The sequence below is a fragment of the bacterium genome (assembly GCA_030693205.1).
Classification (GTDB): domain Bacteria; phylum Patescibacteriota; class Minisyncoccia; order JAHIHE01; family JAHIHE01; genus JAHILZ01.
In genome coordinates this window covers 1-24,753 of the sequence record JAUYBG010000007.1, presented here as the reverse complement: position 1 = coordinate 24,753, position 24,753 = coordinate 1, and the positions used below count along the sequence as shown (strand labels likewise).

The following is a 24,753-nucleotide window of genomic DNA, read 5'->3' as shown; positions in this document are numbered from 1 at the left end:
CGCAGATTAGGATAATTAAAGGCGAGATGTCGAGGAATAAGATTGTGGAAATTATTGGAATATAAAAATCCGAGCCTAGAAATAGGCTCGGATTTGTCATCCTGAATTTATTTCAGGATCTATAACACATGGATCCCGAAATAAGTTCGGGATGGAACGATAAAGTACTCTTTATCGTTCCACTTTTCCGTCGTATTTTCCGGTTTTGGTTTTGATTCGGAGTACATCGCCTTCCTTGATATGAAGCGGAACATCAATAATAAGTCCGGTTTCCAGTGTGACAGCTTTGGTGCCGGCGGTTTCGCGGTCGCCGCGCACTCCCGGAGGGGCATCAACAACTTTCAGATTAACTTCACTCGGCAGATCGATTACCAAAGGAGTTCCTTCAAAACTTTTGATCTTTAAGGTCATTCCTTCGATCAGATAGCCGGCATTTTCTTTTAATTGTTCTTTGGTAAAAGAAATTTGCTCATAAGTCGCTTCATCCATAAAATAAAAATTGTCTCCATCTCGATATTGAAATTGCGCTCGGGTGTCATCCAATTTAATTTCTTCCAAAACCGCGGCGGGTTGGAAAGTTTTTTCCAGCACTGAGCCATTAAGCAGGTTTCTTAACTTAGACACGGTAGTCGCTTCTCTTTGCTGTTTGGAGCGAAAAAAGCGGTCCACTACTTCGTAAGGGATACCGTCTATTTTAATGTAAGTTCCTTTCTCTAGTTCTCTGATTGAAAGCATAATACAACGATTTAAGATTCAAGATTTATGATTTAAAAATAAAGTCAAATTCATTCGTAAATCTTGAATCTTAAATCGTAAATCAGCATTTAATAAAACTAAGGGTTTTTACCCTCTATTAATTATATATTAGGCTTTTAAAGATTTTTTGTCAATGAATTATCTTACCAAATCAAAAATTTTTCTTTATCTGTGCTTAAGTTTTTCTTTTGGGGTTTTTATCGCTTCTTTTTTAAAAATTCCGGTTTTGGTATTATTTGCCGCAGCGATAGCTGCCGTTATTTTTATTAGTATTTTTTGGCGGAAGAAAAAAATAACCATAGTTTGTTTCGCGGCAATTTTTGTGATTTTAGGAATTTATCGTTTCCAAGCAGTTTCAGAAAAGGCGAACACGGAAAATATTTACGGTGATTTGAATAAAAGTGTTATTTTCCAAGGTTTAATTGTCACGGAGCCGGATAACCGGATCAAAGATACGCAGTATGTGGTAGAAAATCAGGATCTAAAAATTAAAAATCAAAACTATGGTAAAATTTTGGTGACAATGCCGCATTATCCGGCTTATCAATATGGTGATTTGGTCGAGATTGAAGGAAAATTAAAAATTCCGGAAAAATTCAATTCTTTTGACTATCAAGAATATTTGGCGAAAGATGATATATATTTTACAATGTATTCTCCCAAAACTAGCTTTATATCCTCCGGCCTTGGAAATCCTGTTTATAGCGCGATTTTTAGCTTTAAGAATGTATTTAAAGAAAGAATTGGCCGCTTATTGGCAGAACCGGAAGTTTCGCTTTTAAACGGCCTTTTGTTAGGAGAACGATCGGGAATGGGCGAAAAATTGAAAAATGATTTTTCGATTACCGGCACCAGTCATATTGTGGCGGTTTCCGGATTCAACGTGACAATCATCGCGATTATAATATTGGAACTTTGCTTATTCGCGGGATTTTCCAGGAATCAAGCGTTTTGGGTTAGTCTATTGGCGATAATTTCTTTTATTATAATGGTTAGCGCTCCCAGTTCGGCGATCAGAGCGGGGATTATGAGCGGTCTTGTGATGGTGGCAATTCGGGCAGGAAGACTGAATACTATTTCAACGGCGATTGTTTTTGCGGCGACTTTAATGATCGCGGTTAATCCCAAGATTTTGCGGTTTGATGTCGGTTTCCAGCTTTCTTTTTTGGCGGTAATGGGACTGGTGTGGGTTTATCCGATTTTGGATCATTATCTGAAAAAACTGCCGGATGTTTTGAAGATCAAGAGTATGCTCTTGATCACAATTTCAGCGCAGATTATGGCTTTGCCGGTCTTAATTTATAATTTTGATCGTTTGTCTATTGTTTCTCCGCTGGCTAATATTCTGATATTGCCTTTTGTGCCGTTGGCAATGGCTCTTGGATTTTTGGCGGGGATTTTTTCTTTTATTTGGATCGTACCGGCAAAAATAATCGGATATTTTACTTGGATTATCCTGACTTATCAAATAAGAACGATCGAATATCTGGCGTCTTTGCCATGGGCATCAGTGGAGATTTTTAATTTCGGCATTGGGTCGTTTGTTGTTTATTATATGATTGTTTTGGCTGTTATAGTTTGGGATTGGCGAAAAAGGGAAAGCGTTAAAATTTAAAATATGAATAAAGCAAGAAAAACCAAACTTATTTTTATCGGAATTTTAGTTGCAGCTAATTTTATTTTATGGAGTGTGTTTTTTTCGATTGATTCCGGCAATGATCTTAAGGTAACTTTTTTTGATGTCGGCCAGGGAGATTCTCTTTTGATCGAAACGCCAAATCGCGGCAAAATTATTATTGACGGCGGTCCGGACAAATCGGTATTGGCAAAATTAGGGCGTCATTCTTCTTTTTATGATAGAGCGGTAGATATTTTAATTATTACTCATCCGGACAGTGATCATTTGGCCGGCGCGGTGGAAGTGGCGAAAAATTACGATATCGGACTGATTCTGGTGAATGGAAAAAAATGCGCCACTAAAATTTGCGCGGAGTTTGATAAGATCGTGGAAGAAAAGAAAATAAAAGTTATAGCCGCGCAAACCGGTCAAAAATTTGATTTTGGGAATAATATAAAAATGGATATATTTATGCCAAATATCGCGCTTGCCGCGAGCGGCAAAGACGAGGATAATAATTTTTCCATAATTTCCCGTCTTGTTTACGGCGCGGATTCTTTTCTTTTTATGGGCGACGCGGAAGATAAAGAGGAAATAGATCTGATAAACGCTTGGCCGGATCTGACAGCGGAAGTTTTAAAAGTGGGCCACCACGGGAGCAAGAATTCCAGCAATCAATTATTTCTGGAAAAAATTAAGCCGAAGTTTTCCGTTATTTCCGTAGGCGCGAAAAACAGATACGGGCATCCGACAAGCGAAGTTTTGGAAAAGCTTGAAGCGCTCGGCGCAAAAATTCTTCGTACGGATTTAAGCGGGGATATCAGGATTAAAAGCGATGGCGCGGGCGTGGTTCTTGCCAATTGATTTTTATTGTGATAAAATAGAAAAATCTTCAAAGCAGTATTAATATAAATATTTTAAAAACATGACCTTAGTTTCAAAAGCAGAGAGAACCTTGTTGTTGGTGAAACCCGATGGAGTCAAGCGAGGGTTGATTGGTGAAACGATTCATCGCCTTGAACAGCGAGGATTAAAGATAATCGCTCTTAAAATGGTTCAGCCAACCGAAGAGCATATAGAAGGATTTTTGCCTAAATCCGATAAATGGCTTGAAGGTATGGGCAATAAAACTTTAGGAACTTATACGCAGTATAATATTGATCCTATTAAGGAATTAGGCACTAATGATCCATTGAAAATCGGCAAGATGATCAAAAAGTGGTTGGTTGATTTTTGGATGTCCGGTCCGGTGGTGGCGATGGTTGTTTCCGGAATTCACGCTATTGATATGACGAGAAAGATTGTCGGCAATACTCTTCCTGCGAAAGCGGATATGGGAACAATTCGCGGAGATTATTCGGTGGATTCGCCGGCTTTGGCGAATATGGACAAGCGCGCGATTCACAATGTGGTTCACGCGTCGGGAGATCCGGAAGAAGCGGCGCATGAAGTTTTACATTGGTTCGCGCCGGAAGAAATTCATGACTATAAGCGCGCCGAGGAAGATATAATGTTTTAATGCCACTTCGATTCCTAATTTTTATAGGCAAACTATTATGTTTGCCTATTTTGTTTTTGTGGATAAATAATCTTGACGGTTTTTTTATATCGTGTATAATAAAACTATCAATGAAATTCTATGGAAAATATAGCTAAAAGACAATTTATTGCAGTCGGTTTGTTGTTGAACTCACATAGCGGGATGTCTTTTGGTTATAAATTATAGAATAAATTAGTTTAAAATAAAAACCGAAGACAGCCCGCAAGGGCTGTCTTTTTTGTTTAGAATTTTATGGGCACTTGGCCAAAGACCGGTGAAGGCGCTCGGCTACAACCGAGAGACTCGGGTTCAAATCCCGAAGAGCCCATCTTCCTGGAAAGGAAAAAATACAGTTCTTTAAAATAAGGAGGAAAATATGATAGAAGATAATGTTTTTTGCAAAGAAGCTGATGCTTCTTGTGTATCGGCAGAGTTAAAAAAAATGGGTTTTACGGTTATACCCAAAGAAGTAACAGTCGATGACAGAAAAGCAATAGATAAAATATTGCAAATTAAAAATGTGGCCAAGTTTCATATTTCAAATGGACCTTGGGGAACATTGATGAGATCGTCGGGAAAAATAAGAGTCGAAAAAGGCTTGAATTTTTATTCGCAAAACCCAAGTTAAGATACAAGTATGGTTTATTTGTATCTTTTTTTTATTCAAAAAACCGCCAAGCCGGCGAGTAATTTTTTGTTTAAATACCTATGTGATAATATTTTAAAAGAATTTTTATTCATATCTCAAAGCTTCAATCGGGTTTTTATGCGCCGCTTTGTAGGCCGGATAAATTCCGAAAATAAGCCCGATCAGCGTAGAGACGGTGATGCCGACAAGAGCGGCATAAAGAGGAAAAGTAAAAGTCCAACTCGTTGACACAACTTTGCTTAAAATTAAAGTGGCGAGATATGATATTCCTGCGCCGAGTATTATTCCGATAATTCCTCCAGCGGCGGTCAACAGGACAGCTTCCATTAGAAATTGCGTTAAAATATTATTGTCAGTCGCGCCTAGAGCTTTTCGAAGGCCGATTTCTCTGGTTCTTTCTGTTACCGAAACGAACATAATATTCATAATTCCGATTCCGCCGACTACAAGTGAGATTGCCGCCACAGAGATCAAAAGCCAGGTGAGAATTCCGGTGATCATTTTGGCGGAATTCGCGATATCAGCCTGGGTCATTACGTGAAAATCGTCTTTGGTCGGATCGGTTATTCCGTGCAATTCTCTTAAGGTTAATTTTATATCATTGGCGGTTCGCGCCAGGTCATTTTCGCTAATCGCCTCCACCATTATGGAATTAAAATGGTTTATTCCCATCAGGTCTTTTTGAGCGGTGCTGTAAGGTATTACCACCACTTCGTCAACATTGATTATGGAAACTTGGCCTTTGGGAGGCAGAACGCCGATAACGCGAAAATTCTTGTCTTTGATCTTGATATTTTCTCCGATTGCGGTGGAAAGGCCGAAAAGTTTTTCTTTTACTTTTGAGCCGATGACGGCCACGGTGGCGTGTTGTCTGATTTCTTCATCGCCAAAAATTATTCCTTCCGCCGGCTGGATATTCAAAACTCTTGATAAAAAAGCGGAAGAACCGATGGTCATGGCGCGATATGTCTGTCCTTGATAGGAAACAGAACCCGGCACTATGACATTAGGCGTAAGGTCTTTTAATCCCGGCACATTGGCTTTGTTTTTTAAAGCGGCAAGGTCTCGTTCTTTGAGAGAATCGCTGAGAATGGCGGTGAAATCCGATGGTCCTTGAGGTTCGCGGCCAGGCTCGATGATTATCGTTTTTGATCCGAGTCCGCTGATCTGTCCGAGGATCATTGCTTGAGCGCTGTCGCCAATAGCCACTACGACAATAATCGCGGCAATGCCGATAACAATTCCGAGAATGGTGAGAATAGACCTTGACGTATTGGCTCTGAGCCCCATCAAAGCGGTTTTAAAAGCTTGATAAATATCCATAGTTTAAATATGATTTGTTGGTGTCGGGCTTATTTTACAAAATGATTCGTGGCACGGCGAACGTGAGTAATTTTATCGCTTTCAACTTTTCCGTCGCGAATATTAATAATTCGCTCGGCAAGTTCCGCGGTGTAAGTTTCATGGGTGATCAGAATGATCGTATGTTTTTTTTCTGCGTTTAATTTTTGCAGGATTTCCATAATAACCTGGCCAGATTTGGAATCAAGATTGCCGGTTGGTTCATCAGCGAATATTATTTGTGGATTATTGATCAAGGCGCGCGCGATTGCCACTCTTTGGCGTTCGCCTCCGGAGAGCTGAGAAGTCGCATGATTGATTCGATGGGAGAGGCCCACTTGTTCTATGGCTTTTAGCGCCATTTTATTCCAAAGAGATTCTTTTATGCCGGAGTAGAGAAGGGGGAGCTTTACGTTTTCTAATACTGTAGTGCGGGCAAGTAAGTTGAAGGATTGGAAAACAAAACCCAATTTTTCATTTCGGATGTGAGCGATCTCTTCGTCCGAATAATCGCTTGCTTTTTTCCCGTCAAAAATATAGCTGCCGCCGGTTTGCTTATCAAGAAGCCCGAGGATGTGGAGAAGGGTCGACTTGCCGGATCCGGAAGGTCCCATGATCGCGACAAATTGTCCGCGGGGAATATCAAAAGAGATATCGCAAAGAGCGGCAGTTTTTGTTTCTCCATCTTCAAAAACTTTTTCTAAATTTTTGACGGAAATGATAAGAGAGGGCGTTTTTTTATGAATAGTTTTTTCTGAATTCATCTTCTTTTTTACTGCGTTACTGAGATTATTATTTTTTCTCCGGCGTTAAGTCCGGAAGTTATTTCAATATTGCCGTCAGAACCGCGGAGCCCTGTTTCAATTTTCCGTTCTTCTTGTCGGCCGTTTCCCGCATCAATCAGGACAAATTTTTGACCGTCTTTGGTTATTACTACGCGTTGGGGGATGGCAATAACATTTTCTTTTTTCGCGGTTAGAATATCAATATTAGCGGTCATACCGGATTTGATTTGATCATCTTTTTTGGTGAATTCCAGAGTTGTTTTATAGGTTGACACTCCCTCAATGACAGTTTCCGCCGGATCGATCGAAATTACTTTCGCTTCAAAAATCATGTCGCTGCCATAAGCGTCTAGTGTAATATTGGCGGGATCATTGATCTTTACTTTGGCGATATCCGCCTCGGCAATATTGGCTTCAATTTGGAATTTCGCCTCGCTGATTACGGAAACAATTATAGCATTAGGGGAAATTATCTCTCCCACCTTCGCGTCCTGCTTGGTGACGATTCCGTCAATGGGAGACTTAAGGTAAGATTGGCCGATCTGGATCTCGTAATTACGGACTTGCGCTTCCACTTGTTTCACTTGGGCTCTCTGGGCGTCTATTTGTTCGGAAGCGGAACCGGCTTTTTTAAGAGCCAAGGTATCTTCCGCGCTTCGTAGAGCGTTTTGGGCGCTATTGACGGCGTTCTCAGCCGAATTGATGCTGGTTTGATTTAATATTCTCTGGCTCGCGATCAATTGTTCTTGATTGTTAATACTGGTGATAGCCGCGTTGGTGTTGGTCCATGCTGTATTGACTGAAGCTTTGTAAGCGTCCAAGGTGGCCGAGGAAAGTCCGGCGGCGTAATTAACCGCGGTGCTCAGTTTGGTTAAAAAATTACGCATTATGATCAATTGGTTTTCCGAGTTGATCAGGGAATTGTCCAACCCGGGATAATCGGAAGGAGTATTATCAACTTCTGATTTTAAAGCCTTAAGAGCCGATTCGGCCAGAACACGCTGAGATTCAGCGTCTGTTTTAGCTTGTGAATTGGTAGTGGTAAAGGTCAGCTGGGGATTGCTGGTTGTAGCATTAGAAAACAGACTGGATATTTGGGTGTTGAGCGCGTTGTCGGATTTCGCATAGGCGTCGTTGAGAATATCTTTTACTTTTCCATAAAGGTTGGCCAGATTGATGCTGGCGGTTTGTTTAGCGTTTTCCAAACTTGTTTTTGCGTCAGCGAGAGAATTTTGAGCGCTGGAAACGCCGGTTTCGGCTATTTTTATTTCTTCCGGCCTGGTGCCGCGAGTCAATTCATCCAGTCTCACTTTAGCGCTTTCTAATTGGGCCCTCGCGCCGGACAAACTAGCCGAAAGCTCCGCGCTATCGATTGCGGCAAGTATTTGGCCGGCTTTTACGCTGTCGCCGATCTTGGCGGAGACGCTGTTTATTTTTCCCGATCTTTCAAAAGCCAGATCAAGGCTTTCGGCCGATTTGATCTTGCCGGTGACGCTCACTTCTTGCGTGAGATTTTTATTTTGCGCCACGATAAAATCATAAGAAGGTGCTTTTGGCTTCGATAAATAATTATATCCGGCGACTACTACGATCATAAGGACAACGATCGCGATAATGGTTTTTGGCCGCTTGATAAATTCAAACATATTTTTATTGATATTATTTAATCGTTTGTTAGCTCTATATAATTAGTAGTAATACTCAATACTATTAATTATAATACATTATTTGATTAAAGTATATGACATTTGGCTGATTTTTTAATGAAGAAACGACCCACTCTTTAATACATTGATTATAACAAATTATTTCAAAAAAGTTAATTTTAAATTATTAAAAATTTTTACTCGACAATCGTAATATTTACATAGTATTTTACAGAGCATATTAAATAACGGCAAAGTTGCCGTTATTTAATATTTGGTCGGGGTAGCGGGAATTGGACCCGCCTTTACACCCACCCCAAGCCCCGCACCAAAATTTTAATAGTCGGGCTAATGGGAGTCGAACCCATCGTTACGCCCACCCCAAGGGTGTGTGTTACCGCTACACTATAGCCCGTTAAATTTGGTGCGGGGTAAAGGTGTGTGCCTGTCCCGTATCATCCGCCTATTGGCGGATTGGTTCTGGGGTTACCGATACACTATACCTCGTGCGAAATAATTTCTATATAATTTTTCAGCCCAAAGCTTGCTGCCTGGGGCTGAATTTAAAATACGCGTTACAAATTTATTTCTTATTCGCGCTTTTGATGCAGGTAGTGCAAATGCGCATTCTTTTGCCATCAATTGTCGTATTTTGCAAATTTATTTGCTGGGTGCGCTTGGAAGCGATATTGGAATGGCTTCGGCTTTGGGATGATTTTGGTCCGCGACCGCATTTTTCACAAACTCGGCTCATAGAATTATTTTATTAATTGATTAGTTTTATATAATTGATTGTTTAAATTTAACATAAATATGAATTTTTGGCAAGCTCATTGCGATTTTTGTAAAGGGGAAATAGAAATGTCCTACTTTTAGTTATCCACATGTGGACTTTCTATTTATTTTCTATTATAATAATATTGTGGTATAATATTATTAAGTAATAAGAGATATGATTACAAAAAAACAAACAGAAGTTTTGGATTTCATAAAAAGTTATCAAAGAAAAAAGAAATATGCTCCCTCTTTGGAGGAAATAAGGAAGCATTTTAAGCTTGCATCAGTATCAACTGCTCATTTTCATGTTAAACGACTTCAGGGTAGTGGATTTTTAGTTAAAGAAGAAAATCACCCAAGGGCAATTTCGACAAAAAAAACAATTTTAACAATAGAAGTTCCATTGGTGGGAACAATAGCGGCGGGGCAGCCAATAGAAGCGGTTGAAGTTTTTGAAGAATCAATTGTGATTCCAAAAAATGAAATAAATACTACTTTTAAACACTATGCTTTGCGAGTGCGGGGAGATAGTATGATAGATGAAGGAATTTTTGATGGCGATGTTGTTGTAATAAGAGAACAAAAAGCGGCGGATAACGGTCAAACGGTAGTTGCTATAATTGATAATAACGAAGCAACATTAAAAAAGATTTATAGAGAAAAAAATAGATTTAGACTGCAGCCAGCCAATCAGGCGCTTTTACCTTTATTTAGAAAAGAAGTTGAAATAAGAGGAGTTGTTGAAAAAATTATTCGAAACTTTGATAAAGAAGAAGTGCAAGCAAAGAAAGACCAAAACCACGATTGTCAAACACATAAAATTACTCAAAATGATTCCGATAGCATCTTTTTATCAAAAGAGTATAAATTAAATTCAATTTACAACTTGGATTGTTTGGTGCTTACTAAGCAAATTAAGGATAATTCTATTGATTTAGTTTTTGCAGACCCGCCTTATAATTTAAGTGGCAGTAATTTTAAAATGAAATTTACAAAATCTGGCGGAGCGGACATGAATACTAATAAAGGGAAATGGGATTGTTATACCGATACAGAATTTGAAGATTTTACCAAAAAATGGCTGTCAGAGTGTCACAGAATTCTTAAAAAAAATGGTTCAATTTGGGTTGCTGGCACATATCATAGCATATATATGGTTGGTTATCTTATGAAAAAAATCGGATTTGATATTTTGAATGAAGTTTTGTGGCACAAATCAGATGCAACCCCGAACCTTTCTTGTACGAGATTTGTAGCAGATCATGAAAATTTTATCTGGGCAAGAAAAGGCAAAGGAAATATATTCAATTATAAAGAAATGAAGATAATGAACGGCGGCAAGCAAATGCGTTCAATTTGGACTAAAGGGAAAACAACAGGCGGAAAAAAAATCCACCCAACTCAAAAACCGGAATGGCTTTTAGAGCGAGTGATTTTGTCTACTTCAAATCCTAACAGTATAGTTTTTGATCCATTTATTGGGTCAGGGACAACCGCGGTTGTTGCAAAAAAATTTAACAGATCGTATTTAGGAACAGAGCTTGATCGCGAATATTATAATAAATCAATTAAAAGAATAAACGAAACATTTATATGCAAAAACATTATTTAATTTTAGGCGATGCTTTTGAAGTTTTGACAAAAATGAAAAATAAAGTTGATGCGGCAATTGTTGATCCGCCGTATAATACAGCAAACAAAAACACAAAGATTCTCAAAGGTAGAAAAGCAAGGTCTTCTGATTTTGGCAAGTGGGATTATTTTGCTGATAAAGAATACCTCGATTTTACAAACGAGTGGATAAAATCGCTTAAACCAATATTGAAAGACAACGGGAATCTATTAATTTTTTGTAAAATGGAATACATAAGCGATATCAAAAGGATATATGAAAAATTAGAATTTAAACATCACGGAACAATTATTTGGCATAAAACAAATCCAGCTCCCCAAATAAGAAAAACTGGTTTTTTATCTTCTTGCGAGGCTATATTGTGGGCAACAAACGGTTTTGATAATAAAAAAATATCATATACTTTTAATTTTTCAAAACAAAACGAGATGCATAATTTCGTGCAATCTCCAATTTGCATGGGTAATGAAAGAACAACGCACCCAACGCAGAAGCCTAAAAAAATAGTAGCTCATCTTATAAAAATATTTACAAATGAAAATGATTGGATTGTAGATTGTTTTGCCGGTAGCGGAACCTTAGCTGACACAGCAGATGAGCTGAAAAGAAATTCAATAAGCATAGAAAAAGATAATGAATATTTTAAAATAATGGAAGACAGGCTAAAGAAAATTAATAATATTAAATTAGTGAAAGTTAAGGAATTAAAACTTATTAAAACAAAATAAGACAGCATAGCCGTCTTATTTTCTACTCGAATTTTAAATTCATTTCTTCAGCTTTTTTCTCTTTCCAATTTATTTTATATGCATGTCTTTGGTTATCCTTCCCGATGCATAAAAAAATATCGGGTATCCTGTCATTGTGATCTTTTTTGGGTTGCTCATATAATTTTAAGATTTTAGCTAAATCAAATTTTTCTTCTGCGAAAATCCAAACATTTTTGAAAGCATTGTTATTTTGATGATTGTGGTCAAGATAACTATTCCAATTGTGCTCCAGCTCTACTTTTTGCAGGGTTCCGCCTGAAAAAATCAATTCAACATCTGGTCCGCCAGAACTTATTGTTCGCACATCAACAACTTCTTTTTTGTCTATGAAAAAGTGGCGATTCCAATTTAAAAACAACCTTAGGAAATTGCTAAACTCATCCTCTTTCCTAACTTCATCGTCAATCTCTTTTTCGCAATATCGATTTCTTAAATCTTCCCATTTATAGTCAAGCCTATTTTTGATATTTTCATTTTCTCCAGAAAATTCAGCAAGCGCTTGAGAAAAAGGATGTAGTGTGTAAATATTACCATTTTTGTCGGTACATTTTTTGCTTATAATATCCACATTTAAAAGGATAGGTTTATGCTGGTATAAGTCCTCGTTTTTAATAGCATAAATTTCATTCCACGGATTATCTCTCGTAGGTATTACAAGAATTGGATGAAGATTATATTTGTGAAATTTTTTACCTTCCCATAAATTTATAATGTTGAATTGTAAAATCGTATTTTTTGAATCAATAAAATTATTAAGCAGTGCTCTTATAAAATATTGATTGTTGTTGCTTTTAAAAACAGCTTCTTTGGGAAAATTTATATTATCCCTTTCCAGCGGCATATCCGGGTTTCTTTTTAACATTGTTTTAACATGGGCTTGCGTTTCCCTAACAGTCAATAACCATGCTTCTGTTTCAAGTAAATTTTTTAATGCCTCGTCATTAGTATAAGCCGATAAGTCTTCATGATTTAAAATAATTTTTCCATTATAAATAGCATTAACTATGCGATTGTCTTTTCCTAAGCTATATGAATTAATAACAGCAGATCCTCTTTTAACCAAACCCCTCCAAGTTAAAAGAGTGGAAAAATTTCCTCTTAATCCGCCGAATCGAGTATCCTCTAAATATTTATAATCTTTTTTATCTACTCTTTGCCGAACAAGATCGCTTTTATAACGATTTGATAATTCTGCAAGGTCATTTGTATTAAAAAAGCTATTGCGATAAAAACCAGCGATATCTAGCGCTAAAAAAAGAATTTTTGGTATTTCTACTCTATACATATTTTTTATTTAAATCATTTGTTTAATCTTACACTAATGCTAACTTAAAATCAAATAATGGATATCTTTCATTTAGCGCGATTGTTTGCTAGAATAATGGCATAAGCAAGTATTGTATTTTTAATGAAAATAATTTCTTGGAATGTTAATGGACTGAGAGCAGTGTTTAAAAAAGGTTTTTTGAGTTGGTTTAAAAAAGCCAACGCCGGGATTGTTTGTTTGCAAGAAATAAAATTGCAGGAAGGCCAGATTCCCGAGCCTCTCGCCGCTCCCGAAGGATATTTTTCTTATTTCAGCTATGCTGCTAAAAAAGGCTATAGCGGAGTGGCGGTTTATACCAGAGAGAAGCCGATTGCGATTGAGAAAAAATTAGGATTAAAAAGATTTGATTCAGAAGGAAGGATTTTGAAATTGGAATTTAAGGATTTTATTTTGATTAATTTTTATATGCCGCATGGCGGAAGAGAAAAAGAAAATTTGGATTATAAGATTGAGGTCTATAAGCGCCTTGCGAAATATTTAGGAAAAATTAAGGGAAAGCCGTTGATCTTGGCGGGGGATTTTAATATCGCGCATGAAGAAATTGATTTGGCGCGGCCGAAAGATAATAAAAAAAATATTATGTTCACGCCGGAAGAGCGCCGGCAGATTGATCGGTTGATCGAATCGGGTTTTACCGATACTTTTAGAAAATTTCATCCGAATGAAGCCGGTCAATATACTTGGTGGCCGTATTTTTCTCTAGCGCGAGACCGGAATTTGGGCTGGAGAATAGATTATGTTTGGACTTCGAAAGACATAACGCCGAAAGTTAAAGATGCTTTTATTCTGCCGAACGTGTTTGGATCGGATCATTGTCCGGTAGGGATCGAGATATAATTTATTAAAAATATTTATGAATGCTAAAATACTGAAGATCACCAGCAAAGACAACGCAAAGATAAAAATCTTAAAACAGCTTGGGCAGAAAAAATATCGCGACGAGAGCGGAAAATTTTTGGTGGAAAACGCAGTTATAATCCACGACGCGGCAAAAGTGGGGATCGTTTTTGACGAGATATTCGTTATCAAAGATTTTATCGAAAAAAATAAAGAAAAATTTGATTTTATTATTGAAAAAAACGGCTCAGGTGAATATTACCTGATCGATGAGAAAATAAATAAGTCGTTTTCTTCAATGGATACTGCGCCGGGAATTGCCGCGGTATATTCCAAGCCGGCAAGAAAGCTCGACCTTGCTCAGCCGATCATTTATCTCAATGCCATTAATGATCCGGGAAATCTTGGCACGATTTTCCGATCGGCTCTGGCTTTTGGTTTGAAAAATATAGTGGTTGATGAGCGTTCGGCCGATGTCTATAATCCCAAAACCATCAGCGCCGCCAAAGACGCGATTTTCAAGCTGAATATCGAATTTGATAAAGACTTAAAAATTTTGAAAGAAATTAAAAGTAAAATGCCGATTTTTGCGACGCGGCTGGAAAAATCGGAAAGCCTCGAGATTTTAACTAAAGAAAAATTATTTTGCGTGGTGCTGGGCAGCGAGTCGCATGGGGTGGAGAAAAAAATTCAGGAAATCAGTGATAATTTTATCCGGATCCCGATGAGCGAAGAAATAGAATCGCTCAACGTCGCCGCGAGCGCCGCGATAATTTTTTACGAGATCTATTCCGAAAAGCATTGACATTCAAGTTTTTTTCTGCTATACCTATTTTGTCCGGAATAAATAATTAAAGGCAAAAAAGCCGTTATTTTGGATTATAAAGAAAAGAGGTAGAAAAATTGATAATAGGTGGAAAAGAAGAAGAAAGAAAGAAAACGATCAAAAAATTCGAGGAAGACAATCCGGGCTTCAAAGTAATTCCGGGAAAGAAAGGCGGACTTGTTCCGAACGTTTTAGCTACAGAAGACGTTCAGAAATTATTTGAGAGTTATCCGCCGAAGACAAGTAAATTTTTGACAATAACCGTAATGCCAGGATCAAATCCCGGTACAGAACAAGTTGTTCCTATTGCATGGACGAGCAATAGCGGAAAAAGGCATGAGTTTTTGGCGAGCCTTGTCTTTATAAACAATGCGGGAAAAGCAATCGGAAAACCTGGGATAATAGCTTTGCCGCATTAAAAACAATCGATAAATATCTTTCAGATAACCTCACAACGCGTTGTGAGGATTTTTTTTGCGCAAAATTTTATGTGTTTTTTGTCTTAACCCCCAAAATCTGTTAAAATATAAAAGTTAAACATATTGCTAAGTATAAAAATGAAATTAAAATTATTCATCTTGGCGCTGGTGCTGGCGATCGGCTTTTATTTTCGAGCCGATGTTTTAAAATTGTATTCTGTGCTGTATCAGAAATTATATGAGATTGAGAAAGCAGGTATACCCGGCATAGAAAAATTCAAGGAAGATATCACGGCAATCGTCAATAGCGAAGGCCAGATTTTCGCGCCTCCGCCTCTCAGGGTTTTTCAAGAAGCCCCCAGTTCGTTGTTAACCCAAAAAGGAACGATTGCGGAAACTAACAATCAGAGAATAGAAAATAATTTGCCGGCCTTGAAAGAAAATGTAAAACTTAATGCTGCGGCCAAAGCCAAAGCGCAGGATATGTTTGCTCGTCAGTATTTTGAGCATGTCTCGCCGGTCGACAGAGGGCCGGCTGATCTGGCCAAAAGCGCGGGCTATGATTATTTGATCATCGGGGAAAATCTGGCGCTCGGGAATTTTGAAAACGATAAAAAATTAGTGGAAGCGTGGATGGCGAGCCCCGGGCATCGCGCCAATATTTTAAATAATAAATACGCCGAGATCGGCGTGGCAGTGGAAAAAGGGATTTATGAAGGAGAGTCAGTTTGGATGGCGGTGCAGGAATTCGGCCGCCCGGCTTCCGCTTGTCCGAAAGTCAGCGAAGCTTTAAAAATAGAGATCAATAATTATAATATTCAGACTGATGCAATGGCTAAAATTATCGAAGCTGGGAAGATCGAGCTGGAAAATCTACGCGCGGAAAACAAATTCGAATATAATAATAAGGTGGATGAATATAATGATCTGATCCGGCAATATAATGCTCTTGTTACGGAAGCCAAAGCCGCCGTAGCTAATTACAACAGCCAAGTGCGCGCTTATAATGAATGTTTGAAATAATAAATTTGTCATGGTGAGCTTGTCGAACCATAGACAAATTTTTACTACCCTTCGACAAGCTCAGGGTGACAATATAAGTATTTTGTAATTTAAAGTTATTAAATTTATGCTAAAAAATTCGGGAAAAAACATGAAGTTCAAGACAAGAGTTTTAATGAAAAATATTATACGAAACTTGATTTTTCAACCAAATTTATCGGCGAGGGATTTGTTTTAGAATAAATCGCGGATTATATAATTCTCGGGCATGGGAGGATATTTAAGGTGGAGAAATGAGCTAAAAAGGGTGATTTGGAGACATATTGACACTTTTATAGGAAATGGTATAATAATTATACTAATTCCTGCGAAAGCCTGTTAAAGGAGGCAGAGATTGCTTCGTCGCCTTGTTGGGCTTCTCGCAATGACAAAAATAGAAGCTTTATAAATATTATGAAGTTAGAAATAGTAAAAAATAAAACGGATAAACTGCTTCTTTTCGAAAAGAAGTCTTTAAGATTGCTAGAAAAAGACGAAAATACTCTTAATGCGAATTTAAAATATTGGCTTAAAAATAGCGATTTGGTCGCTTTGAAGAAAGGAACTTATATTTTTAAAGAAAAATATGATAGAGAAAATAAAAAAGATGATTATTTGGAATATATTGCCAACCAATTAATTCAGCCTTCTTATGTATCATTGGAGTATGTTATGGCAAAATATCAGCTTTTAAGCGAGCCGGTGCGCGCCGTAACTTCAATTACCGTTAAAAACCCAAGAGAATTTTATAACAAATTGGGAGTGTGGCGCTATTATTCTTTGCCGAAAAAATTATTTATTGGCTATAAAATCAAATATTTTCAAGGAGCGCCGATTGCCGAGGCGACTAAGGCGAAAGCGGTGTTTGATTTTTTATATCTTCGTTTCCGCCGGGAAATGAAAGCTAGTCGCCAAAATATAGATGATTTGCGTTTGAATTGGGAAAATTTAGATAAGCAAGATTTGAAAGAATTAAATTCTTATTTTGAATTAATCGGCCAAAAAAGATACGCGTATTTTAAAAAATTAATTATGGAATATGTTAATTAATCTTTTGGAAGATTTTGTCAATGAAAAAAAACGATCCGGTTGGCCGGATTATGTAATCAATAACGGCTTGAAAGAATATTTGCAATATCCAGTATTGGTTTTTATTTATGGCCAAAAAGAATATCAAAATTTTATTTTTACCGGCGGCTCGGCACTGAGAATTGTTTTTGGTTTGCCCCGTTTGTCCGAGGATTTGGATTTTAATTTGAAGAAGGAAGACTATGAAAAACTGGATTTAAAAATTCTGGGAGAAAATTTGCAAAAATATTTTGAAAAAAAATTTCTCTTGCCCATTAGTTTTCGTGTTCAGGGCAATTACCGAATTTATTTAAAATTTCCTATTTTAAAACAATTGGGACTGGCTTCCGGGTCGGACAGTGATTTTTTATATGTGAAAATTGAAATATCACCGGAAGATTTTACTAACCCTGTCTATGATACCGCTTCTGTGTCGGCATTCGGGTTTAATTTTATCGTCAAAGTTTATAATCTAAAATTTTTAATGACTGGAAAAATCAGCGCGATTTTGGACAGAATTTGGTTTAAAGGAAAAGAAAATGAAATTGATATAAAAGGACGAGATTATTATGATCTTTATTGGTATTTTGACAAAGGAATAAAACCGGATTTTTCAACTTTGAGTGCTAAATTCGGGATAAAAAACGAGGCGGAATTAAAAAAAGCTCTTAAGAAAAAAATTGAGGAAAAAGTCACCGAGAAAAAATTATTTTATGATTTGACTAATTTTTTCGGCGAGCAGGAATTCGTCGTTGGCTTTTGTAAGAATTATAAGGAGATAATGAGGAAATATTTGGAGTAAATAATTTTTTAAAATAAAAAATAAATTATGAAAATTATTCATAAAAACCAGACAAAAGTATTCAAGAACAGCGAGGCGTGCACGGCGATTGAATATCCAATGGGTGACAAAGATATCAACGGCGCGGTGATTGAGTTAAATGGCCGGTATCCGTCTAAAGGTAGAACAGTGAATTTGGAATGCAAAGAGATGGCTTATATTATTAAAGGTTCCGGCAGATTGGTCGTTGAAGGCAAAGAAACAAAACTCAAGGAAGGGGATTTAGTATTGATAAATCCCGGAGAAAAGTTTTTCTGGGAAGGGGATATGAAAATATTTATGCCTTGCACGCCCGCGTGGCATCCGGAGCAGTATAAAGAAGTTGAATAACTTTTTGTATAAAAAAAAGGGCGGCGATCGCCCCATGGTTTTAATTATCCAATTCTTTCCATTAAGATATTATTTGTTAATTTTTAGTTTGTCAAGCAAAAACGATTGAGTTATTTTGTTTTTATGCTATAATATCAGATAAGTAATAATATTTTATGGATATACTTTCTTTTTTTCCTATAATAATACTGATTTTTTCCATCGTTATCCACGAGGTGGCGCATGGCGCCATGGCTTATTGGCTGGGAGATGCGACTGCCAAATACGCCGGTCGTCTGACCTTAAATCCCATTCCGCACATTGATCCGATCGGGTCAGTTGTTCTTCCTTTGATCTTATGGGCGACAGGTTCTCCGATATTTTTCGGCTGGGCAAAACCCGTGCCTTATAATCCTTATAATTTACGAGACCAGAAATACGGTCCGGCACTGGTTAGCATTGCCGGTCCCGGTTCAAACCTGCTTCTGGCTTTGATGTTTGGAATATTGATAAGGATTCTGGTCGCTTATGCTCCGATGAGTTTCGCGATTGCTAATTTTATAGGGCTATTGAGCTATATTGTCTTGATAAATATATTTTTGGCGGTTTTCAATCTGGTGCCGATCCCGCCGCTGGACGGCTCAAAGATCCTTTACGCGCTTCTGCCGGATTCGGCCTATAAAATAAAAATGTTCCTTGAGCAATGGGGGATGTTTCTCCTTCTTATATTCATTTTTTATTTATCCGGAATAATTATGCCGATAGTGCAGATTCTCTACCAGCTGGCAACGGGTATAAGTTTTTAGCCTTGACATATTTTTACAAATAGTATAAAATAAAATTACTGTGGAAAAAATCAAATAGATTGCTTTCCAGGATGTTGTCCGCCAATCAGCGGATTGCGTTCTTTTTTATATTTTTATAAACTATATAAATTAAAATAATGCCAACAATTCATCAATTGATCAGAAAACCAAGAAAGAAAGTCAGGAATAAATCAAAAGCGCCGGCGCTGATGAGGCTTTTTAATACGATCAAAAACAAGCCCAAGCAGGCCCTGAATCCTTTTAAAAGAGGCGTATGCGTGAAAGTCGGAACAGTAACCCCGAAAAAACCTAATTCCGCTCTTCGAAAGTACGCCAGAGTGCGCCTGACCAATGGTATGGAAGTGACCGCTTATATTCCCGGTGTCGGACACAATTTGCAAGAACACTCGGTAGTCGTGATCCGCGGCGGAAAAGTCCGCGATTTGGTCGGAGTCCGTTATCATATCGTGCGCGGCGTGCTTGACGCGGCCGGAGTTGAAGGAAGAAAGCAGGAAAGAAGCAAATATGGAGCGAAGAGACCGAAAGCAACAGCAGCGTAAGGAAGCGATTTAAGATTTACGATTTATGAATTAAGAATAAATCTTGAAAGACCCGTTTCATAAATCTTAAATCATAATTCATAAATCATCCTGTTTTTTAATATAAACAAAGAAATAAACTTAATCGTTAACAATAAGGTAAAAATATTTAATATAAAACTATGGCTCGAAGAAAAAGACAATATAACAGGCCGATCTTGGCAGATTGGAAATACAGCAACGTTGACGTTGCGAAATTTATCAACTATATAATGGAACGAGGCAAGAAAAACGCCGCGGAAAAAATTGTCTACGGAGCTTTTGATATTCTGAAAGAAAAGACCCAGAAAGAGCCGGTTGAAGTTTTTGAAACAGCGTTCAAGAACGCTACGCCTATTTTGGAAGTGAAATCCAGAAGAGTCGGCGGCGCTACTTATCAAGTGCCAATGGAAGTTCGCGGAGAAAGAAAATTCGCTCTGGGTTCCCGCTGGATCATCGGAGCCGCGCGAGCCAGAGTCGGCAAGCCGATGGCGGAAAAATTAGCCTTGGAGCTTTTGGATGCGGCCAATAATGTCGGCACGGCCGTCAAAAAAAGAGCGGATGTGCACCGAATGGCTGAAGCGAACAGAGCCTTCGCACATTTTATGAAAAGATAACAGTTGTTTTGAGTTTTTGTTTGCATTTTAGTTTTTATTGTCAAATTAATTTTGTAATGCCGAATTATAATTATTGTTGATTTACGATTTAAGATTTACGATTTAAGAAAAAGCCAAATTTTTTAACTGTTTTACATTCGTAATTCATAAATCATATATCATAAATCATCTTTATTTTTATGAGAGATTTTCCAATTGATAAAATAAGAAATATTGGCGTTATCGCGCATATTGACGCCGGAAAAACCACTACTTCCGAGCGCATTTTGTTTTATACCGGAAAAACGCATAAGATCGGCGAAGTGCATGAGGGCGATACCACTATGGATTGGATGGAGCAGGAAAGAGAAAGAGGCATCACTATTACTTCCGCCGCTACTACTTGTTTTTGGAAAGATTGCAAAATAAACCTGATCGATACCCCGGGTCATATTGATTTTACCGCTGAAGTGCAAAGATCTTTGAGAGTTCTCGACGGCGCGATGGTTGTTTTCGACGGAGTGAGCGGAGTGGAGCCGCAATCGGAAACTGTCTGGAAGCAAGCGGATAAATTCGGCGTGCCCAGACTGTGTTTTATAAATAAAATTGACCGCATGGGCGCGAATTTTACGCGCAGTTTGGAATCTATTTGGGACAGGTTGACAAAAAATGCCGTGGCGGTGCAGCTGCCGATCGGCGAGGAAGAGAACTTTGAAGGAGTGATCGATCTGATCAATATGAAAACCGTTCATTTTTCCGGCGAGCATGGCGAAACTATAGAGCTGGGCGAAATTCCGGCGGCGATGGCGGAAGAAGCGAAAAAATGGCGGGAAAAATTAGTGGAAAAAGTCGCGGAGGCCGATGAAAAATTAGCTGAAAAATATTTATCCGGCATAGAGATCACTGTTCCGGAAATAAAAGCGGCCATGCGAGCCGGCGTTATTGCCAATAAGCTCGTGCCGGTTTTTTGCGGTTCTTCTTTGAAAAACAAAGGCGTCCAGCTCGTGCTTGACGCGGTAGTTGAATATTTCCCGTCTCCGACCGATATTCCTTCCATCAAAGGAACTGATATGCAGACAGGCGTGCTGATCGAACGGCACGCGAAAGACGAAGAGCCATTTAGCGCTTTGGTTTTCAAGATCGCGACCGACCCTTTTGTCGGACAGCTTTCGTTTTTCAGGGTTTATTCCGGAGTTTTGACTGCCGGCAGCTATGTTTTGAATTGTTCTTCGGACAAGCAAGAGCGCATTGGCCGTTTGATCCGCATGCACGCCAATCATCGCGAAGAGATCAAGGAGATCAGGGCCGGCGATATTGCCGCGACAGTCGGCTTGAAATATACCACTACTGGAGACACGATTGCCGATCCGGAGCATCCGATCGTTTTGGAAAAAATAATTTTCCCCGAACCGGTCATCCAGATCGCGATTGAACCGAAGACCAGAGCCGACCAGGAAAAAATGGGCATTGCTTTGAAAAAATTATCGGAAGAAGATCCGACTTTCAGGATCTCTTCCAACGAAGAGACCGGACAGACGTTGATCGCCGGTATGGGCGAATTGCATTTGGATATTATTGTGGACCGGATGTTCAGAGAATTCAAAGTATCCGCGAACGTGGGCAAGCCGCAAGTCGCTTACAAAGAAACGATCACCGCCGAATCCGAGGCGGAAGGAAAATATATCAAGCAATCCGGCGGACGCGGCCAATACGGGCATGTTCGCCTGAAGATCGAGCCCTTGAGCGATGAAGACCGGAAAGAAATTCCCGACCGGAAAGGCAAAGACAAATTGCGAGGATTTTTGTTCGTCAATGAGATCAAAGGCGCGACAATTCCCAATGAATATATTCCGGCCGTGGAAAAAGGCGCTCGCGAGGCGACTGACAGGGGAGTTTTGGCCGGCTATACCCTGGTGGATGTCAAAGTGACGCTGTATGATGGATCGTATCACGAAGTCGATTCAAATGAAGCGGCTTTCAAGATCGCCGCCTCAATGGCGGTGCAGGCCGCCGCCAAAACCGCGAAACCGATCATTCTTGAGCCGATCATGAAAGTGGAAGTGGTGACGCCGGAAAATTTTATGGGCGATGTGGTGGGAAACCTGTCCGGCCGCCGGGGCGAGATCCAGAAAATGAGCGACCGCGTAGGCAATAAAGTCATTGACGCGGCAGTGCCTCTTTCGGAAATGTTCGGCTATGCCACCGAGCTTCGGTCTATGACCCAGGGCCGCGCGATGTATACGATGGAATTCGATCACTATCAGGCTGTTCCTCGCAATGTCGCCGAAGAGATAATTACCGGGAAGAAAAAATAGTTTTTGCTGAAAAATATTTTTATAACAAAAAGCGGATTAATTTCCGCTTTTTGTAATATAAAAAAATTGGCTTAAAGCCAATTGGTTTTGTATAATTCGGGAATAAAAATTGCCAGTCCGATAATAATCGCTATTATGCACATTACCTGAACCGCTCCGGACGCGATATCTTTTATCAGTCCGGCTTTTTCGTTGTATTCGGGATGTATCAGATCTATAGTTTTTTCAATAGCGTCATTGATCATTTCCAGAGAAATATTAATGCCGCACAGCAGAAGAACTATAAACAGTTTAATTTGGCTTATATTTAATAGTAATGATATTATTATTACTACAGCAGAAATGATACATTTGCCTTTGCAGGTTTTGTCTTTTTGCACGCAATATTTTATTCCGTTAAATCCGCACTTAATGCTTTCTATTTTTGAAAGTTTTTTTCTTTCTTCCACTATAACCTATTCCTCCTGTTTTATGGATTTGTGACCAATTGTAAAGGTTTTTATTATTATGTCAAGTGAAATATTGGCAAATTGTGTTTTGTCTGTTTTTTTATTTTTATATCATTGACATTGTTTTTAGATGTGCTATACTTAAATTAAGAATACGAAATGTATATTTGTTTAGTGGTTTAAATCCGATTGGAATTTCTGAACTTCTAGAACAGAAGACTAGAAATTCCAATCGGATAATATACAAAAAGAATTGTGTCATAAACACTAAAAAAGTTCTGATTTGTATAAAAAAGATGGGTATAGTTTCGTTGTTTAAAAACAACATTTTTCAGACTTTACTCCTCTTGCAATCTAAGATTGATTGCACCCAAAAACAAATAAAAAGTGGTCTGACACCATATTCAGAGAGATAGCGCCGATCAAACGCTATAAGTTCTACCAAGTAGAACAAATTCAAAAAAAATACATTTCGTATCTCTTTCAAAGCATCGATTCACAGGAATCGATTTTTTGATGCAAACTTGCTTGATTTTGAACGGGAAAAGGGGTAGTACTCGGCGGGAAAATTTTAGTTTGTGCGGAAGGTCGAGGATATCTTTTTGTTTTTAAAAGTTTATTTTACAGAATAGGGGGAGTTGTGATATACTTTAATTCGTCAGTTTGATTAAAAAAATAATTAAACCGATAAAACTAAAAGGAGAAATTTGCACACTTAAATAAAAAAACTTTGAGGCAGGTAATTGGGCATTAATAAAAATTAACGCTTAAATTATCTGTTTCAAAGAGGAGGAATTAACATATTCTGATGATAACTTTAGAACAGGCCTTTAAAAGGAGTTGAGAAAAGTGAAAACCAAAAGTAGTTTCGGAATATTAGCAGTAATACTGCTAATTGGAGTGTTGTTGGCAACAGTAACACCGGTATCGGCAAATGTAAGGTATTACCCATCCGACTGGAAAGTCATAGACTATTTCCACATCGGTTTCGTGTATAACCTGCCCTACAATGCCGACCCCAATTATCGTCCCCATATAGGTGGAGTAAATCAAGCGATAATTAATCAATATATGACAGATCACAAAGATCCGCAGAAATGGGACTTAAGGTCATCTGATACCGGTAAAACAATTTTACTGGTTCCAAGAACTTATCTTTGGTACAATGGCTTCGGTAATTCCTATAGCCAGATATACCTGGAAACCTATTGGGAAAACCAATAATAAAATGAGACATAGCGGGGATAGAAATATCCCTCTTTATTTTACTTATTAGTCGTAATAGTGTTATAATAATATTATTCTATTACCAATTTTATTTTATGATTAATACAAATGTAATAAAAAGAATTTTTGTTTTTTTTCTTGTGTTTTTTACTTTATTGATAAATTTATTGTATTTATTTTTATCAATAAGTTATGAAAAAGGTAATTATAGTGAATACAATACGAATTTAAGGACGAAGTTTTATGAAAATACTTCTTGGGAAAAAATTAATTTTAAGGAACTCTGTTCTAATTTAAAACCTACTTTATTTTTGCAAAATTATAATAAGATTGTTTTTTTGTCATTGCTAATGATAATAGTTTCAATAGTGGCTTTCTATGTTTTATATAAAAGAAAAATTTTATCAAAAAAACAAGGATATTTTCTTATGATTGTTGTTTTTTTGTCTTTTCTTGTTTTTTTAAAAACATGGCTAATTGAAGCAGATTACGATTTTATTGGTTGTTCCGAGTTTTTATAAAAATAGTTTTGACCGGCTAACGTCGAAAACTTGATTTTGTACGAAAGATTGGGGATAGAAATATTCCTGATTTTTTTT

The 24,753-nt window shown here is 37.9% G+C and carries 26 protein-coding genes and 2 tRNA genes; 20 read left to right on the top strand and 8 right to left on the bottom strand.

Annotation, left to right across the window (positions count from 1 at the left end; all coding sequences use genetic code 11):
- Positions 1 to 171: 171 nt before the first annotated feature.
- A complete protein-coding gene (gene efp / locus Q8N37_01695; GenBank protein MDP3057216.1) occupies positions 172 to 735 on the bottom strand; it encodes an elongation factor P in 564 nt (187 codons plus the stop codon).
- 154 nt (positions 736 to 889) lie between these two features.
- Here efp and Q8N37_01690 point away from each other — a divergent pair, with 154 nt between their 5' ends.
- The 5 genes from Q8N37_01690 (at position 890) to Q8N37_01670 (ending at position 4,542) form a co-directional block, all read left to right on the top strand.
- Entirely contained in the window at positions 890 to 2,371 is a 1,482-nt protein-coding gene (locus tag Q8N37_01690) for a ComEC/Rec2 family competence protein (GenBank protein MDP3057215.1), read from the top strand.
- Positions 2,372 to 2,374: 3 nt separating this feature from the next.
- Positions 2,375 to 3,238 carry a ComEC/Rec2 family competence protein gene (locus Q8N37_01685; protein MDP3057214.1) on the top strand — a complete coding sequence of 288 codons (864 nt, stop codon included), beginning with the start codon at positions 2,375 to 2,377 and terminating at the stop codon, positions 3,236 to 3,238.
- Between the two features lie 61 nt (positions 3,239 to 3,299).
- Positions 3,300 to 3,893, top strand: coding sequence for a nucleoside-diphosphate kinase (locus Q8N37_01680; GenBank protein MDP3057213.1), 594 nt, complete (start codon positions 3,300 to 3,302; stop codon positions 3,891 to 3,893).
- A 275-nt stretch (positions 3,894 to 4,168) separates the two neighbouring features.
- Positions 4,169 to 4,242: transfer RNA gene (locus Q8N37_01675), tRNA-OTHER, on the top strand.
- A 48-nt stretch (positions 4,243 to 4,290) separates the two neighbouring features.
- Positions 4,291 to 4,542 carry a hypothetical protein gene (locus tag Q8N37_01670; GenBank protein MDP3057212.1) on the top strand — a complete coding sequence of 84 codons (252 nt, stop codon included), beginning with the start codon at positions 4,291 to 4,293 and terminating at the stop codon, positions 4,540 to 4,542.
- 105 nt (positions 4,543 to 4,647) lie between these two features.
- Here Q8N37_01670 and Q8N37_01665 read toward each other — a convergent pair whose 3' ends face one another.
- The 5 genes from Q8N37_01665 to rpmB all read right to left on the bottom strand — a co-directional run bounded on the left by Q8N37_01665 (position 4,648) and on the right by rpmB (position 9,089).
- Positions 4,648 to 5,886, bottom strand: coding sequence for an ABC transporter permease (locus tag Q8N37_01665; protein ID MDP3057211.1), 1,239 nt, complete (start codon positions 5,884 to 5,886; stop codon positions 4,648 to 4,650).
- Positions 5,887 to 5,915: 29 nt separating this feature from the next.
- The gene (locus tag Q8N37_01660) at positions 5,916 to 6,668 is read right to left on the bottom strand and encodes an ABC transporter ATP-binding protein (GenBank protein ID MDP3057210.1); all 753 of its coding nucleotides are present in this window, start codon (positions 6,666 to 6,668) and stop codon (positions 5,916 to 5,918) included.
- A gap of 8 nt (positions 6,669 to 6,676) precedes the next feature.
- Entirely contained in the window at positions 6,677 to 8,335 is a 1,659-nt protein-coding gene (locus Q8N37_01655; GenBank protein MDP3057209.1) for an efflux RND transporter periplasmic adaptor subunit, read from the bottom strand.
- A 343-nt stretch (positions 8,336 to 8,678) separates the two neighbouring features.
- Positions 8,679 to 8,750 (bottom strand) — tRNA-Pro (locus tag Q8N37_01650).
- A 168-nt stretch (positions 8,751 to 8,918) separates the two neighbouring features.
- Positions 8,919 to 9,089 carry a 50S ribosomal protein L28 gene (gene rpmB / locus Q8N37_01645; protein ID MDP3057208.1) on the bottom strand — a complete coding sequence of 57 codons (171 nt, stop codon included), beginning with the start codon at positions 9,087 to 9,089 and terminating at the stop codon, positions 8,919 to 8,921.
- 198 nt (positions 9,090 to 9,287) lie between these two features.
- Here rpmB and lexA point away from each other — a divergent pair, with 198 nt between their 5' ends.
- Positions 9,288 to 10,724 (top strand): transcriptional repressor LexA, encoded by a 1,437-nt coding sequence (gene lexA, locus Q8N37_01640; GenBank protein ID MDP3057207.1) that lies wholly within the window; start codon positions 9,288 to 9,290, stop codon positions 10,722 to 10,724.
- Positions 10,706 to 11,473 (top strand): site-specific DNA-methyltransferase, encoded by a 768-nt coding sequence (locus Q8N37_01635; GenBank protein MDP3057206.1) that lies wholly within the window; start codon positions 10,706 to 10,708, stop codon positions 11,471 to 11,473. Before lexA ends, Q8N37_01635 begins: the two co-directional genes overlap by 19 nt.
- Before the next feature lie 22 nt (positions 11,474 to 11,495).
- Here the strand turns inward: Q8N37_01635 and Q8N37_01630 are convergent, their stop codons facing one another.
- Positions 11,496 to 12,800, bottom strand: a complete 1,305-nt coding sequence (locus Q8N37_01630; protein ID MDP3057205.1) for a hypothetical protein — start codon at positions 12,798 to 12,800, stop codon at positions 11,496 to 11,498.
- Positions 12,801 to 12,923: 123 nt separating this feature from the next.
- Here Q8N37_01630 and Q8N37_01625 point away from each other — a divergent pair, with 123 nt between their 5' ends.
- From Q8N37_01625 to fusA, 11 genes are all read left to right on the top strand, one after another.
- Positions 12,924 to 13,679, top strand: coding sequence for an exodeoxyribonuclease III (locus tag Q8N37_01625; protein ID MDP3057204.1), 756 nt, complete (start codon positions 12,924 to 12,926; stop codon positions 13,677 to 13,679).
- 16 nt (positions 13,680 to 13,695) lie between these two features.
- On the top strand, positions 13,696 to 14,484 hold the full coding sequence (locus Q8N37_01620) for an RNA methyltransferase (GenBank protein MDP3057203.1): 789 nt from the start codon (positions 13,696 to 13,698) through the stop codon (positions 14,482 to 14,484).
- Between the two features lie 98 nt (positions 14,485 to 14,582).
- Positions 14,583 to 14,924 (top strand): hypothetical protein, encoded by a 342-nt coding sequence (locus Q8N37_01615; GenBank protein MDP3057202.1) that lies wholly within the window; start codon positions 14,583 to 14,585, stop codon positions 14,922 to 14,924.
- A gap of 138 nt (positions 14,925 to 15,062) precedes the next feature.
- The gene (locus Q8N37_01610) at positions 15,063 to 15,947 is read left to right on the top strand and encodes a CAP domain-containing protein (protein ID MDP3057201.1); all 885 of its coding nucleotides are present in this window, start codon (positions 15,063 to 15,065) and stop codon (positions 15,945 to 15,947) included.
- Between the two features lie 432 nt (positions 15,948 to 16,379).
- Positions 16,380 to 17,015 carry a hypothetical protein gene (locus Q8N37_01605; protein ID MDP3057200.1) on the top strand — a complete coding sequence of 212 codons (636 nt, stop codon included), beginning with the start codon at positions 16,380 to 16,382 and terminating at the stop codon, positions 17,013 to 17,015.
- Positions 17,005 to 17,835: a nucleotidyl transferase AbiEii/AbiGii toxin family protein gene (locus tag Q8N37_01600; protein ID MDP3057199.1), complete on the top strand. Its 831-nt coding sequence runs from the start codon at positions 17,005 to 17,007 to the stop codon at positions 17,833 to 17,835. The genes Q8N37_01605 and Q8N37_01600 overlap by 11 nt, the downstream gene beginning before the upstream one ends.
- 27 nt (positions 17,836 to 17,862) lie before the next feature.
- Entirely contained in the window at positions 17,863 to 18,204 is a 342-nt protein-coding gene (locus Q8N37_01595; protein ID MDP3057198.1) for a cupin domain-containing protein, read from the top strand.
- Between the two features lie 155 nt (positions 18,205 to 18,359).
- Positions 18,360 to 18,989 (top strand): site-2 protease family protein, encoded by a 630-nt coding sequence (locus Q8N37_01590; GenBank protein ID MDP3057197.1) that lies wholly within the window; start codon positions 18,360 to 18,362, stop codon positions 18,987 to 18,989.
- Between the two features lie 137 nt (positions 18,990 to 19,126).
- Entirely contained in the window at positions 19,127 to 19,549 is a 423-nt protein-coding gene (gene rpsL, locus Q8N37_01585) for a 30S ribosomal protein S12 (GenBank protein MDP3057196.1), read from the top strand.
- 161 nt (positions 19,550 to 19,710) lie between these two features.
- Positions 19,711 to 20,184 (top strand): 30S ribosomal protein S7, encoded by a 474-nt coding sequence (gene rpsG / locus Q8N37_01580; GenBank protein MDP3057195.1) that lies wholly within the window; start codon positions 19,711 to 19,713, stop codon positions 20,182 to 20,184.
- A 179-nt stretch (positions 20,185 to 20,363) separates the two neighbouring features.
- The gene (fusA, locus tag Q8N37_01575; protein MDP3057194.1) at positions 20,364 to 22,478 is read left to right on the top strand and encodes an elongation factor G; all 2,115 of its coding nucleotides are present in this window, start codon (positions 20,364 to 20,366) and stop codon (positions 22,476 to 22,478) included.
- A 71-nt stretch (positions 22,479 to 22,549) separates the two neighbouring features.
- Here fusA and Q8N37_01570 read toward each other — a convergent pair whose 3' ends face one another.
- The gene (locus Q8N37_01570) at positions 22,550 to 22,927 is read right to left on the bottom strand and encodes a diacylglycerol kinase (protein ID MDP3057193.1); all 378 of its coding nucleotides are present in this window, start codon (positions 22,925 to 22,927) and stop codon (positions 22,550 to 22,552) included.
- Between the two features lie 1,071 nt (positions 22,928 to 23,998).
- Here Q8N37_01570 and Q8N37_01565 point away from each other — a divergent pair.
- Together Q8N37_01565 and Q8N37_01560 are read left to right on the top strand one after the other, a co-directional pair.
- On the top strand, positions 23,999 to 24,151 hold the full coding sequence (locus tag Q8N37_01565; GenBank protein ID MDP3057192.1) for a hypothetical protein: 153 nt from the start codon (positions 23,999 to 24,001) through the stop codon (positions 24,149 to 24,151).
- A gap of 98 nt (positions 24,152 to 24,249) precedes the next feature.
- Complete coding sequence (locus Q8N37_01560) at positions 24,250 to 24,675, top strand: hypothetical protein (protein ID MDP3057191.1); 426 nt, start codon at positions 24,250 to 24,252, stop codon at positions 24,673 to 24,675.
- Positions 24,676 to 24,753: the final 78 nt, after the last annotated feature.